Genomic DNA, 13,690 nt, shown 5'->3' on the forward strand with positions numbered 1-13,690 from the left:
TAATCCATTGGACACAAACCAACAAATAGTCCAACCGTTAATGGAAATTAAATTTCATAAATATAAATTATTTAGAATTTTAATAAATGAAATGAAACCTATTCCAAAATTAAACGATAGCATCTTTATAATAGCCAAACACTTTCAACCAAATTAATTATGAAGACCGTAGAAAAAATTGAGAAGGAGAAAATCACAGAACTGAAATTTTCAAAAAAAGAAGTTCTTGAAAATGAAGTAGAGAAGAAAAGGAGAAACTTTGAATTGATGCGGGCTCAAGCTTTGGGAAACCTCCTGAAAAACAAGGTGAATATCACATTCGAAACAGCGGATGAAAAAATATATCAAGTCAGTACAACTGTTTGGGCAGTAGGCGCAGAATACGTCAGCTTAAAACAAAACCTTTTTATTCCTGTCAATGCCATTTTGGAAGTAGATTGAACTGGAACCGACCACGCATAAAGCTTTTTGAAAGAACATTTCCAAAGTTTAAAACTTTGGAAATGTTTGCTTTTAACACGCTCTTAAAATAATCATTGTTTGACTTTTGATCAGATATATTCACTGAAGGTATTTTGCTTATAAGGATTGTTTCAATTTTTCCACTGCCGTACTTAAGTCCATCAGCTCCTGGATTCCTGTTTTTAAATCTTTAAGAGAAACCTTTCTTTCTGATATTTCATTATCCCCGAGTACAAGTACGAAAGGAATATCTTTTTTATCCGCATAGGTAATCTGTTTTTTCATTTTGGTCTGGTCAGGATATAACTCTGAAGAAATCCCCGCACCCCTTAATTTGCTCAAGACCATTAATCCATAAGCATAACCCTTTTCATCAAAGTAGCTGATCAGTACTTTTGTTCGATCCATATTACTTTCAGGAAAAAGTCCAAGCTCTTCCATGACATCATAAAGCCTATCCACGCCAAAGGAAAATCCAACACCCGAGACACCTTCAAGTCCAAAAACTCCCGTCAGGTTATCATATCTGCCCCCTCCACTCACAGAGCCAATGGACACATTATTTACTTTGACTTCGAAAATAGCTCCTGTATAATAAGATAACCCTCTGGCCAGGACTACATCAAAATCAATATTTGACTGATTTTCACCATATGTCTCAAGGAGTCCAAAAACCTCTTCCAATTCAGCGATTCCCTTCAGACCGGTCTCTGAACTTGCCAAAAAGCTTTTTAAAAACTCAAGCTTTGAAAGGTTGTTCTGATTCAGCTGGATAATTGGGCTAAGTTTTTCGATGGAGGCTGAGGAAAAACCTCTTTGAGATAATTCTTCCTGTACTTTTTCCCAACCTATTTTATCCAGTTTATCAATGGCAACACAAAGCTCACCTTCTCTTCCTGACTCCCCTATCACTTCAGATAGTCCCGTCAGTATTTTTCTATTGTTAAGTTTGATACTATAGTCCGTCAAACCCAATTTAGCAAATACCCTTTTGATCATCAGGATAATTTCCAACTCACAGATCAGGCTATCAGTCCCTACTACATCAGCATCGCATTGGTAAAATTCCCGGTAACGGCCTTTCTGAGGCCTGTCTGCGCGCCAAACAGGCTGAATCTGAAATCGTTTAAAAGGAAAGGTAATGTCATTTCTATTCATCACGACATACCTTGCAAACGGCACTGTAAGATCGTATCTCAACCCCTTTTCAGCAAGCAAGGGAAGCACTGCTGAGACTCCTTCCTGTAGGTGCTCCTCTTTTACATTCTTCAAAAAGTCTCCGCTATTCAGGATTTTATACAAAAGCTGATCCCCTTCATCTCCATATTTACCGGTTAGGGTACTTAGGTTTTCCATGGAAGGGGTTTCCAATTGTTGAAAGCCAAAAAGCTTGAAAGTATCCTTAATGGTATCCAGAATAAAGTTTCTTTTGGCCATTTGAGATGGACCGAAATCTCTTGTTCCTTTGGGTAAGCTTGGTTTTTGAATGGACATCTTTTGTTTTATTTTGCCCAAAGTTAAGTAAAATCAAAATTTTATTTTAATTTTGCACCTCATTTGAGACAACATAAACAGATAATACGATGGCTGTTACTACATTAAAAAGAAAATTGAAAAGAAAAAGACAAGCTCAAAATACAAGAGTTTTAAAAATCAAACAATTGAGTGCCAAGCCGGTAATCAAAAATGTTGATGTTGAAGAATTGAAGAAAAACTTCGACAAGTAAGATTTACTTTTTCTGTAAAAGAAATAATAAAGGCGGTCAATTTTGATCGCCTTTATTGTTTACTACATCGTTTTGATTTTTCCCAATAATACCAAAGTATATAATAGCTATTAGCTATACACCTGGATTCTTAAAATTGATACACCTCGAAAACAGCTATATCATCATGATCTGCATTCTCTCTTTGAATCGCCAAGCCATCCTTTGTCACAAAATACGCGCCATATTTGATCAAGTATTGGTCATAAGGGATAGCATATTCATCTTTAAATTTAAACGCTTTATCAAAAACCATTACTGAATAATTTCTTTTTAAATTCTCCAACCCTGTCTGAAAAATATCAATAACTCCATTGAATATTGGGTATCCCACAATTCTATAAAACTCCTCTTTATATGGATTGTAGAGTAAATTGACAAAAACGAAATTAGAGGTGTAATTTGAAGAGATATCCATCATTTCGCTGATGGAAGGTTTTTGTTTCAAATCATCTTGCGACAAACCTTTTTTCAAAATCATTCGGTTCTTTTTTTGTCCCTTTCCTTCCAAGTTGATTTTTTTCTCAAATTTCCAATTGCGATCATACTTATACACTGAATTCGAAGTTGGCCAATTCACATAATAGCACTGTCCAACTTGTTGGTAAGACCAATATAGATATTCGAAAATACCGTGAAACCCCTCCACATACTCATCTTCTATTGGGCATATCGGTTCAATAGTTTCATCATTCCAATTTTGAATACGGATTATGGACGAGGAACCTTTTTGCGCAATAAAATAATTGGCAATTTCCAAATGATTGCCTGAAACCACTAAATCTAAGTGTCCGGGAACAATATGTGGTTTACCAGGCACATCAGCACTTTTTAAATTTGTTTTGATCCTGATTTCTCCTTCGCTGTTGGTCAGGAAGAGTTCGTTAAATTCATTGATTAAAAAAATTGAATCTTCATTGAAAAAGGAATATCCTGAGATTTTCCTGTAATCAAGATTGGGATCATAGTATATAGAGTTTTCAAGATAACCTTCTTCCAAATTATAAAAATCCAATCTATTTAAACTGTAATTTAATGTAAGTAGCTTTTCTGTAGTGCCATCAAATACATATTGCGGATAAAGCATTTTATAAGAAGACAGTGAGTCAATATATAACTCATATGTAATAATGGGATTAGACAAATTTTTAAGATTTTCAAATTGAGCATTTTTCTTTTTGCAACCCCCGAAAAAACAAAACCCAGCTAAATAAATGATATATAAACAATTTTTCATGTTTAATTATAATTTAAATTTAACATAATTATAAAAGGAATAATTTCTCCTTATCAACTTAAACCGGTTTCAGTATTATTTCAATTATAAAAAAAAAAAATGACCACGCAAGAAAAATTACTAAAAATTAAATAATTACTTTTTTTCTACTTTGTTGTAGATTAAAGTCAATAATAAATTCTTATTAGCTAATTTTTTGAAATAACACCTCTCTTGCCCAATTCGACTACTTTCAAATTGGATGTTTTCCCATTTTCAATTTCAAAAAGCAACATAGTTCTCACCACATGAAATCCATGCTGACCGATAGCACCCGGATTCATATACAAGCAGTTTAATTCCCTGTCAAATTCAACCTTGCAGATATGAGAGTGTCCGCACACAAACAATTGTGGTTTTTCTGTTTTCAAAAGTACCTTAATTCCTTTTGCATATCGGGGTGGTTTTCCGCCGATATGGTTCATCAGTATTTTCATGCCTTCCAATTCAAAAATCAAGGTTTCCGGAAACCGTTCTTGGGCAGATTGATCATCAATATTGCCTGTAATGGCACGGATATTTTTACCTGAAGGCAAAGCACCTATGACTCCCAAATCACCAATATCCCCTGCATGCCAAATTTCATCCACTTCTTTGAGATGATTTATTGTGGCTTCATCAATGTATCCATGTGAATCAGAAATCAACGCTACTTTTACCATGCCTCAAAAGTAAATAAGATTTAAAGCCCTTCAAAAGTGTGGTTTTAAACTTTTCGGAAGGTAAGTAAAACCTTATTATTCAGGTCAAAAGGAATAAAAGTTCTGAAAAGTAATTGTGGTTATGTGCCTTTTTAAGTCAGAATTTTCTCTAAATCCCTTATTAAGCAAGTTAATCCAATTGTGAACCTTTTATCAGTACCTTTATCCGACACTCAAAATACATTGGAAAATAAGGCATGATATGCCAAAGCTTGTTTTGGATTTGAGGGATTAGTTCCTATTTTTACGAGCCAAAATATTGTCTATATAATGAGAGTTATCCAATTCAGAGAAGCTTTACGTGAGGCCATGTCAGAAGAAATGAGACGCGACAAAAATGTGTTTCTCATGGGCGAAGAGGTGGCAGAATATAATGGAGCCTATAAGGTTTCCCAAGGAATGTTGGACGAATTCGGTCCGGACAGGGTTTATGATACTCCTATTTCCGAGCTCGGTTTTGCTGGTTTGGGAGTAGGCGCAGCGATGAACGGTCTAAGACCACTTATCGAGTTTATGACCTTCAATTTTTCCCTGGTAGCCATAGACCAGATCATCAATTCGGCAGCCAAAATGCTAGCCATGTCGGGTGGGGCATATAATGTACCGATCGTATTCAGAGGTCCAACAGGTAATGCAGGCCAATTAGGGGCTACGCACTCTTCCAATTTTGAAAATTGGTTTGCCAATACACCGGGATTGAAAGTTGTTGTACCTTCAAATCCCTACGATGCCAAGGGCTTGTTGAAAGCATCTATTAGAGATGATGATCCAGTGATTTTTATGGAATCTGAGTTGATGTATTCTGATAAAGGTGAGGTCCCTGAAAGCGAATACCTACTTCCTATTGGTGTAGCTGACATCAAAAGAAAAGGAAAAGACGTCACCATTGTTTCTTTTGGAAAAATGATGAAAGTAGCCTTAGAAGCCGCAGAAGAACTGGCGAAAGACGGAGTAGAAGCAGAGGTTATCGATTTGAGAACCGTGAGACCAATTGACTACGCCGCTGTAGTAGAGTCAGTGAAAAAGACCAACAGGTGCGTGGTCGTGGAGGAAGCCAATCCACTTGCTGCGATTTCTTCCGAAATCACATACCACCTCCAAAGGTATGCATTTGACTATTTGGATGCCCCAGTAGTAAGGGTCAACTCTATGGATGTACCTTTGAGTTATGCTCCTACCTACATTGATGCTACCATACCAAATGTCAAGAGAACCTTGGATGCGGTAAAAGACGTGATGTATAAAAAGTAACCATAACAGATTAAATTTATACGGCCTTTGGAATTGCTTCCAAAGGCCTTTTTTATTTATTACTTTACACTCCTACACCTCTGCTGACTGGTTCAAGTCTTCAGCCCTGGTTCAAGTCTTCAGACTTGGGCCAACCCGCCCCAGTTTTCAAACTACATAATTTAGGTCAGAGCAAAACTCAAAGATATCTGTCAGTCTAGCTTAGTCCTCCTCCATTATCCTATTGTCAACTTGCCAAGCTAGCCGTATAGCTACTCTTTAGGCAGGCTATTTCAGCATGGCAAGTACTCAAAATCGCTGTAGACTAAGGGTATTTAAAACCAAAAAACCAGCATACCTGAGAATCCTTTTAAAAAACAACCACTGACCTTATACACCATCATAATCCTTCTTGACTCATTATTATTCATTCATTATTCGAAATTTTATTTATAAAATTGAATATCGAACAAAGAACATCGAATAATGAATGATGAACCAAAACGGTCAAGGTTATTTAGGGAAAGACAAACCCTCATCTCTCATCCTTTATCCTTCATCCTTTATCCTTCATCCTTCATCCTTCATCCTTCATCCTTTATCCTTTATCCTTTATTCCCTCATCCTTCATCCCTCATCCTTCATCCCTCATCCCTCATCCCTCATCCCTCATCCTTCATCCCTCATCCTTCATCCTTTATTCCCTCATCCTTCATCCCTCATCCTTTATTCATCTCCTATCCTTCCTAAAATCTGCTACACCAAAAAAAGACCACCCTGCTAAAACAAGGTGGCCAATCTATTTATCAACCAATCTAGTGTACTTTATTAATTATTGTTCATCATGGCACCCGAAGCGCCGCTATCACCTTCTTTGATATCGTCGTTGGTCACCCCTCTTTTTCTCCTTCTAGGTCCATCCATGCTCAACTTACCTATTCTGTAGTTGAAGTTGATCTTGAAGTTCATATTCCTCAAGGTATTGCTTCCTTGCTGCATGATCATTGGAGTATTCAATTCGTTTCTGATGACCATTTCTCTGGTTACAAAATTCTCAGCACCGAATCCGATACTACCTCTTTTTTCATTAAACTGTTTGTTCAAATTCAAGCTATACATTCCAAAACCACCAGCAAAGCCCTGCAATTGAACCTGTCTTCCTCTTGCAAAAGCAAATGATTGGATCTGCCAATTATTGGGCAAGGAATAATTGGCAAACAACCTACCACTGATTACAAAGCCTTGGTTGGAGGCTGCAAACATAGGATCATCAAGTCCGTTGGTCAAATCGGCAAAATAGCCATCAATACTTCCGTTTAGAGAAAACTTACCTGAAAGGTTAACATTTGAAAACACTGAAAACCCATAAGCTCTTTCAAAACCGATATTTTCATAAGTAGTGTAAATGATATCATCATCCATTACTGTTCTCACTGGTTGAATTGAACCTGTGGTGTTTCTGAAATAAGTGGTGAAGTTCAAGCTTGAGCCCTTGAAAAAAGTACTGTAAGACAATTCGTAATTATCTGTCAACTCCGGATCCAACAAGGGGTTGCCTTGTGTAATTTGCTGTGGGTTGGCTGCATTGATGTTCGGGTTCAGGAAGTTTAAGAATGGCCTTTGAACCCTTCTGTTATAGGCAGCTTTTACCATATTTCCCTTTTCAAGTTTCCTGCTCAGATTTACACTTGGAATCAATAAGCCATAGGAAGGAATATCCGCATCAATTTCTGAATTTCTAAAGTCCGCGTTGATGGTGGTATATTCATATCTCAGACCACCTTTGAAAGAATAGTGTTTCAAGAAGTTGGTCATGTAAGAAGCATAAGCCGCAGTCACATTCTGATCATAACTGAATTCGTTTGAAAGATTGATATCGTCTACTTTCTCAAATTCACCATCGGAACCCTGGGCAGTGAAATATGCAAAATCACTTTCTGCTCTTCTCAAGATATTTTTAGCACCGTATTCCAATATCTGAGTTTTACTGTCACCTATTGGCGTCACATAGTCCATTTGGACTGTGAATTCTTGATTTCTACCGAGGTTATTGTTTTTCACTCTGCTTAGGATATCATCGAAAGTCCCTGTATAAAGACTATTGATAAAATCATTGGTGAGGTTATTTTGACTGTACAAACCTGAAATACTGAATTCCTTGATCGGCTTTTCATAGGTTTTGGTATAGTTGTAATTGACATCCACATTATTGGAAAGATTTCTGACATTCACATCCCTAAGCAGCGTACTGACCAATTCCTCTTCCATAAAAGTCTCTGTCAAGAGACCATCCTGACGGTTTTGCATGTTTCTCAAACCAAAACTAACAGAGGTGGTCATGAAGTTGTATTTATTGATCTCATAATCCCAACCAAAGTTATATCTACCAAACATCATATTTGTTCTGGTATCAGCTGACTGCAAAATATTCAAGGTAGTCCCATCTGCATTGGTTACCATTTGATTGTTGTCGAAAGCACCTACAATATTGTACCCGGCTCTTCCAAACCCACCTAGAGTCCAACCCATTTTACCTCTTTTCAAGCTGGCGTTCAGACCAAGATTTGATCCCCTGATACCTGCACTGCTATTGATATTCAGAGTAGCACCCTGTAAGTTGTTTTTCTTGGTTACGATATTGATCACACCACCTGTGCCCTCTGCATCATACTTAGCAGAAGGAGAAGTGATCACTTCTATTGATTTGATCTCCTCGGCAGGAATCTGCTTCAAAGCTTCTGATACGTTAGATGCTACAATGGCTGATTGCTTGCCATTGATCAAAACCAAAATATTTGAACTTCCTCTCATAGAAACATTACCGTCCAAGTCCACTGATAACATAGGAACTCTCCTCATTACATCAGCAGCATCTCCACCAACAAGGGTGCGGTCGTTTTCTGCATTGTAAATAGTTCTGTCTACTTTTTCCTCGATCAAATCTCTCTGTCCCATCACTGTGACTTCTTCAAGTGCCACAGCATCTGTTTCCAAAGAAATATTTCCGAGATTAATGTTGGAATTGGAATCAGTGATATTGATAGTAGAGGAGGCAAATGGCTGAAAGCCCATGAAAGACACCTGAAGCTTGTATGTACCGTTCTTAAAATTTGAAATGACAAATTCACCATCAAAATCGGCAACTGCTCCCGCAATGCTTTTTTCAGTTTCAATATCTACCAAAGAAACGGCTGCATAAGGCACCGGTTCTCCAGAGCCACTTTCCATGACCTTTCCTGATATTTTATATACAGGTGCTTGTTCTTCCTCTGTCTGGGCATATGTGCTCCCCGAAACAGCCAAGAACAAAAAGGTAAATGACAATAATAGTTGGTAAAAGGTTTTCATGTTTTGTGTTTTTAAAATAATGTGATCAGTTGGTAGTAGGACAGTTTCCAGCAACAAAGGTTTCTATTCCCTGTATCAAAAAAAAAATACTAGACAGGGGTATACATTCAATCGACAAAAGGGTATTCTAAGCAGACGAAAAGACTACCCTATTTTGGAATCCGAATTTTATCTTAAAAACAGCCAATTTCATCTATGAAATCAGCATGCTGGCAGATATTTTTGGTCAATACGCAAAATTTTGTTTTAGTTTACCGAAATAATTCATATTATAATATCATGCAGGGAATCAGTATAAAGAAAAATATTTCAATTCTAACCCACCTATTGGGATGGGCGATTTTTGGCTCCTTGCTGTTCCTTTTGATTCCTTTATCCACTAGACTGGACTTTCCTTCTGAGTTCTGGACAAAACAAATAATGATGTTTGCCATCCTGGTAGCAGCATTCTATTTCAATTACTTTTATCTGATTCCCAAAACACTCTTTAAAAACAAAGTAGGCCTATTTCTTATCTTAAACCTGATTGGAGGAATTGCTTACATAGGACTTATAATACTCTTTGACAACTTGGTCAATATGCAGCAATTGATGCACGAGGTATTTCGTCCCGATACTGCTTATATCAAAAGACCCAGAAATCTAACCTTCGATTTTTATAATGTGCTTATTTTTTACATGGCTGTGGGTGTAAGCACCAGTGTAGCTACTGTCCAAAAATGGCAACAGGATGAAGAGGTCAGGTTTGAACTGGAAAAGGCAAAAACAAACTCTGAACTTTCCTATCTCAAAGCCCAGATCAACCCACATTTCTTTTTCAATACGCTTAACAACATCTATGCCTTGACCAACCTGGATGTAGAACAGGCCAAAACCGCTCTGCTAAAGCTCAGCCGAATGATGCGCTATGTTTTATACGAAACAGAAAAAAACCTAACTCTATTAAATAAGGAGCTTGAGTTTATCAAAGATTTTGTCGAATTGATGAAAATGAGATTATCAAGCAAGGTCAAACTTGACATTCAGCTGCCGGAAAATCTGGACGATTCCAATATTGCTCCTATGCTATTTTTACCTTTTATCGAAAACTGCTTCAAACACGGTATCAGCTCCCAAAACGAAAGCCATATAGCGATATACCTGCAAAAAGAAGGGAATGAAGTCACCCTAATTACTAGGAACAATATTTTCAAAGCAACTGAAAATACTCCTGAAGGACAATCCAGTGGTATAGGTTTGGCCAATACCAAAAGAAGACTTGAATTGCTTTATCCGGAAAGGCATTTTCTGAAAATTGAAGACAAAACCGACTCTAACGAATTCATTGTTAAACTTAAACTAAGGTTGAAATGAAAATCAAATGCATTGCAGTAGACGATGAGCCTTTGGCATTGGAATTGGTTTCCAAATTTGTGGAGCAAACTTCATTTTTAAGCTTAGAGGCAAAATTTGACAATGCCATACAAGCCTTAGGCTACCTCAATGACAATCAGATAGACCTGGTTTTTTTGGACATTCAGATGCCGGATCTTTCAGGAATGGAATTAGCTAGGATACTCGATGGTAAAAACCTAAGCAAAAAACCAAAAATAATTTTCACCACAGCCTATAATCAATTTGCGATAGAAGGATACAAAGTTGATGCTTTGGACTATTTACTCAAACCTTACAGTTATGAGGATTTTTTAAAAGCTTCTACCAAAGCATATCAGCATTATGAAAAACTGTCACAGGCCAACAATGAAAGCAATTCTCCCAACAAGACAGCAGATTATATTTTTTTGAAGGTTGAGTATCAACTCGTCAAAGTAATGCTTGACCAAATCACCCACGTAGAAGCCTATAAAGATTATGTGAAAGTATTTTTAAAAGGCAAACCAAACCCTCTCCTTTCTTTGACCAGCATGAAAAACATGGAAGAGCTTCTACCGGAAGGAACTTTTATGAGAGTTCACAGGTCTTACATTATCAATTTGGACCATATAGAATCCGTCGCCAGAAATGTAGTCAACATTGGCAATGTAAACATCACTGTCAGCGATATGTATAAGGATAAATTTATGGAATTTATAAACAAGTGGATTTGATTATTTCAAGCTCATTGAATTGATAGAATTTTCATAAATATTTTTATAAAAAAACAGCTTATTTATTCTATTTTCAAAACTTAATCATTAAATTTCAGTTATTTCTTTCGAACAAATACAGGCTAGAAACCGTATTGTCAAAGTAAATGGGTTAAGAAAAATCATTGATTCTTAGTGAAATTTAATGACTGAAAAGCAAAAATCATTTATGAAAATGGCCATAGATCTTTCAAGATCAGGCATGAATGAAGGCAAAGGAGGTCCTTTTGGCTGTGTTATTGTGAAAGATGAAAAAGTAATTGGCATAGGTTCAAATTCAGTATTGGCTACAAATGATCCCACTGCCCATGCTGAAGTTGTCGCAATACGGGATGCGTGCAAAAACCTCGGCCATTTCCAATTGGATGGATGTGAAGTATACACCTCCTGTGAACCCTGTCCAATGTGTCTGGGAGCTATTTATTGGGCAAGGCCAAGTAAAGTATTTTATGCCAACAATAAGGTAGATGCAGCAAAAGCAGGCTTTGATGATCAGTTCATTTATGAAGAGATAGAATTAGAAAATCAAAACAGAAGGATTCCCTTTCAAGAATTAATGAGAAATGAGGCCAAAGCTGTATTTGAAGAATGGATTGAAAAAGAAAATAAAACTTTATATTAAAATAAAACACCAACAATTATGAAAAAAATAAGTATGTTTTTGATAACTGTCGGAATGGCTTTTACAGTGGCATGTTCCGGTGGTAAATCCGAAGATGAGAGGTATGTTTACGAAGGTGACAAGATTGTAGATGAAGTCACAGGGGACGAATTCTACATGGAAGAAGATGATGTCATCACTGTAAAACACGCCGATGGTACAACCGAAAAACTGGCAATCGACGAAACCCCTTTTTATGAATCTGCACTTTCAGAAGAATATATTCAGAGCCTTGAAGCTCGTTATTTCGAAAGAAAAGAAAGTCTACTGGCAGAAAAGAAAGAGAAACTTAAAGAAGCAAGAAGGTCCCGATATGCGGAATTTTCTGATGATGAGTTATTGGAGCGTTTTAGACAAGCGCATAAAGATGGGCTTGACATGACCAGACAAATGGATATGATGGCCGAACTTGTTGAAAGAGATATTGTTTCAGATGAGGAAGCTCCGGATTTGCTGGAAATAGATCCAAAAATGATGGATTTAGAAATTGAACTGGAGGAGCCAATCGAAGAAGTAGAAAATTAATCATTTATCAATCTTATAAAATCAAGCCCCAAATCTCAGAGATTTGGGGCTTTTTTATGTGAGAAATATCACTGTTTCCCGCTCTAGACTGGGGTAGATTTACTTTCAAATAAACCATAAAGCCATGAGCCACTATGATGTAATGATAATCGGAGGCGGTACTGCAGGGATTACTGTTGCTGCCCAATTGAGAAGAAAAGATGAATCTCTCAAAATCGGATTGATTGAACCTTCAGAAAAGCACTACTACCAGCCAGCGTGGACTTTGGTAGGTGCAGGAACATTTGATTTCAAAAAAACCGAAAGGAACGAAAAAGACTACATTCCTGCCGGTGTGGATTGGATCAAAGACTTTGCAAAATCATTTAATCCAGAAGAAAACTCTGTCTCTACCAAGGGTGGATCTACATATACCTACAATTATCTAGTGGTAGCTCCAGGTCTCGTGGTAGACCTCAGTTTACTTCCTGGACTAAAGGAAGCAATGGAGACTGATTCCGTAGGAAGTATCTATACAGACCCTGAGGGATTCTGGAAAAAACTCCAAAATTTCAAAGGTGGAAATGCTGTATTTACACAAGCCAGTACTCCAATAAAATGCGGGGGGGCTCCACAAAAGATCATGTACCTATCCGAGCATTATTTTAGAAAAAAAGGTATTCGGGATAAAGTAAACGTGATTTTTGCTACTCCGGGTACTGTGATCTTTGGAGTTAAAGAAATAGCAAAAACTCTAAGCAAAATCATCATTGATAGGGATATCAATCTAAAGACTTATTATGCTCCAATCAAAATCGACGGAGTCAAAAAGGAAATAACATACCGCTTTACAAATAGTCATCTGCAAAACTGTGCCATGGTGGTAGACAATAAGCTTGGAGAAGATATTGTGGGAGAATCTGAAATTAAGATGAAATATGATTTACTGCACTTAGCTCCTCCCCAAAGAGCTCCTGACTTCATCATAGAATCACCTTTTTCTTACCAAGATGGTCCAAATAAAGGCTGGCTTGAGGTGGATCAGTTTACCCTTCAGCACAAAAGGTTTGAAAATGTTTTCGGATTAGGCGATGTAGTCGCCCTGCCTACCGCCAAAACAGGTGCAGCAGTAAGAAAACAAGCACCAGTGGTGGTGGACAATATCATTAAGCTTATCGAAAGTAAAACTCTTGGCAACAAGAAATATGAGGGATATTCCTCCTGCCCTCTGGTAACTGGCTATGGCAAAATGGTATTGGCTGAATTCAAATACAATAATGTAAGGGACAGTGATCCGATTATTTCAAAATTTGTAGACACCAACAAAGAACAGTATTCTATGTGGCTGCTTAAAAAATACGGACTTCCTTTTATGTATTGGAACCTAATGCTCAAAGGAAGGGCTTAACAATATGAAAAATAATAAGAAGCTGCCTCATCATTAGATCTCTTCAGGTTTATTGCCCAAGCAAAGCCTATTCTAAGGAACTAATCCCTACATGACTCTTAGTGGCTTAATGGATAAAAAGCCACTAAGTCTCTATGACATGAAGTTTTAAAATATAAACCCCATAAAATTTGGGCAATCCTTTGAAGCTTTGACTTTTAAGACAGCG

At 37.2% G+C, this 13,690-nt stretch carries 11 protein-coding genes; 7 read left to right on the forward strand and 4 right to left on the reverse strand.

All coding sequences use genetic code 11. The features are described from left to right. The first annotated feature begins 159 nt into the window (after nt 1–159). Nucleotides 160–441, forward strand: a complete 282-nt coding sequence (locus A33Q_RS15530; RefSeq protein WP_009034703.1) for a hypothetical protein — start codon at nt 160–162, stop codon at nt 439–441. Nucleotides 442–579: 138 nt separating this feature from the next. Here A33Q_RS15530 and hisS read toward each other — a convergent pair whose 3' ends face one another. The 3 genes from hisS to A33Q_RS15545 form a co-directional block, all read right to left on the reverse strand. Then, the gene (gene hisS, locus A33Q_RS15535) at nt 580–1,956 is read right to left on the reverse strand and encodes a histidine--tRNA ligase (RefSeq protein ID WP_009034704.1); all 1,377 of its coding nucleotides are present in this window, start codon (nt 1,954–1,956) and stop codon (nt 580–582) included. A gap of 363 nt (nt 1,957–2,319) precedes the next feature. Then, a complete protein-coding gene (locus A33Q_RS15540; protein WP_235062810.1) occupies nt 2,320–3,372 on the reverse strand; it encodes a DUF4221 family protein in 1,053 nt (350 codons plus the stop codon). 281 nt (nt 3,373–3,653) lie between these two features. Further along, nucleotides 3,654–4,166, reverse strand: coding sequence for a metallophosphoesterase family protein (locus A33Q_RS15545; protein WP_009034707.1), 513 nt, complete (start codon nt 4,164–4,166; stop codon nt 3,654–3,656). A 309-nt stretch (nt 4,167–4,475) separates the two neighbouring features. On the opposite strand from A33Q_RS15545, the gene A33Q_RS15550 reads away from it, so the two are divergent. Next, nucleotides 4,476–5,456 (forward strand): pyruvate dehydrogenase complex E1 component subunit beta, encoded by a 981-nt coding sequence (locus A33Q_RS15550; RefSeq protein WP_009034708.1) that lies wholly within the window; start codon nt 4,476–4,478, stop codon nt 5,454–5,456. A gap of 807 nt (nt 5,457–6,263) precedes the next feature. On the opposite strand, the gene A33Q_RS15560 is transcribed toward A33Q_RS15550, so the two are convergent. Beyond that, nucleotides 6,264–8,783, reverse strand: coding sequence for a TonB-dependent receptor domain-containing protein (locus tag A33Q_RS15560; RefSeq protein WP_009034710.1), 2,520 nt, complete (start codon nt 8,781–8,783; stop codon nt 6,264–6,266). Nucleotides 8,784–8,978: 195 nt separating this feature from the next. Here A33Q_RS15560 and A33Q_RS15565 point away from each other — a divergent pair, with 195 nt between their 5' ends. From A33Q_RS15565 to A33Q_RS15585, 5 genes are all read left to right on the forward strand, one after another. Further along, the gene (locus A33Q_RS15565) at nt 8,979–10,136 is read left to right on the forward strand and encodes a sensor histidine kinase (RefSeq protein WP_009034711.1); all 1,158 of its coding nucleotides are present in this window, start codon (nt 8,979–8,981) and stop codon (nt 10,134–10,136) included. Further along, entirely contained in the window at nt 10,133–10,870 is a 738-nt protein-coding gene (locus tag A33Q_RS15570) for a LytR/AlgR family response regulator transcription factor (protein WP_009034712.1), read from the forward strand. The genes A33Q_RS15565 and A33Q_RS15570 overlap by 4 nt, the downstream gene beginning before the upstream one ends. Before the next feature lie 184 nt (nt 10,871–11,054). After that, nucleotides 11,055–11,531: a nucleoside deaminase gene (locus A33Q_RS15575; protein ID WP_009034713.1), complete on the forward strand. Its 477-nt coding sequence runs from the start codon at nt 11,055–11,057 to the stop codon at nt 11,529–11,531. Nucleotides 11,532–11,549: 18 nt separating this feature from the next. Beyond that, on the forward strand, nt 11,550–12,095 hold the full coding sequence (locus tag A33Q_RS15580) for a hypothetical protein (protein WP_009034714.1): 546 nt from the start codon (nt 11,550–11,552) through the stop codon (nt 12,093–12,095). Nucleotides 12,096–12,219: 124 nt separating this feature from the next. Then, nucleotides 12,220–13,482, forward strand: coding sequence for an NAD(P)/FAD-dependent oxidoreductase (locus A33Q_RS15585; protein ID WP_009034715.1), 1,263 nt, complete (start codon nt 12,220–12,222; stop codon nt 13,480–13,482). Nucleotides 13,483–13,690: the final 208 nt, after the last annotated feature.

Source organism: Indibacter alkaliphilus LW1, from assembly GCF_000295935.2.
GTDB classification, from domain to species: Bacteria; Bacteroidota; Bacteroidia; order Cytophagales; family Cyclobacteriaceae; genus Indibacter; species Indibacter alkaliphilus.

Excerpts from the sequence above, each read along its gene's own strand:
- A33Q_RS15580 (WP_009034714.1), top strand. The coding sequence starts at position 11,550 with ATGAAAAAAATAAGTATGTTTTTGATAACTGTCGGAATGGCTTTTACA.
- A33Q_RS15565 (WP_009034711.1), top strand. The coding sequence starts at position 8,979 with ATGAAATCAGCATGCTGGCAGATATTTTTGGTCAATACGCAAAATTTT.
- A33Q_RS15585 (WP_009034715.1), top strand. The coding sequence starts at position 12,220 with ATGAGCCACTATGATGTAATGATAATCGGAGGCGGTACTGCAGGGATT.
- A33Q_RS15545 (WP_009034707.1), bottom strand. The coding sequence starts at position 4,166 with ATGGTAAAAGTAGCGTTGATTTCTGATTCACATGGATACATTGATGAA.
- A33Q_RS15550 (WP_009034708.1), top strand. The coding sequence starts at position 4,476 with ATGAGAGTTATCCAATTCAGAGAAGCTTTACGTGAGGCCATGTCAGAA.
- A33Q_RS15575 (WP_009034713.1), top strand. The coding sequence starts at position 11,055 with ATGACTGAAAAGCAAAAATCATTTATGAAAATGGCCATAGATCTTTCA.
- A33Q_RS15530 (WP_009034703.1), top strand. The coding sequence starts at position 160 with ATGAAGACCGTAGAAAAAATTGAGAAGGAGAAAATCACAGAACTGAAA.
- hisS (WP_009034704.1), bottom strand. The coding sequence starts at position 1,956 with ATGTCCATTCAAAAACCAAGCTTACCCAAAGGAACAAGAGATTTCGGT.
- A33Q_RS15560 (WP_009034710.1), bottom strand. The coding sequence starts at position 8,783 with ATGAAAACCTTTTACCAACTATTATTGTCATTTACCTTTTTGTTCTTG.
- A33Q_RS15570 (WP_009034712.1), top strand. The coding sequence starts at position 10,133 with ATGAAAATCAAATGCATTGCAGTAGACGATGAGCCTTTGGCATTGGAA.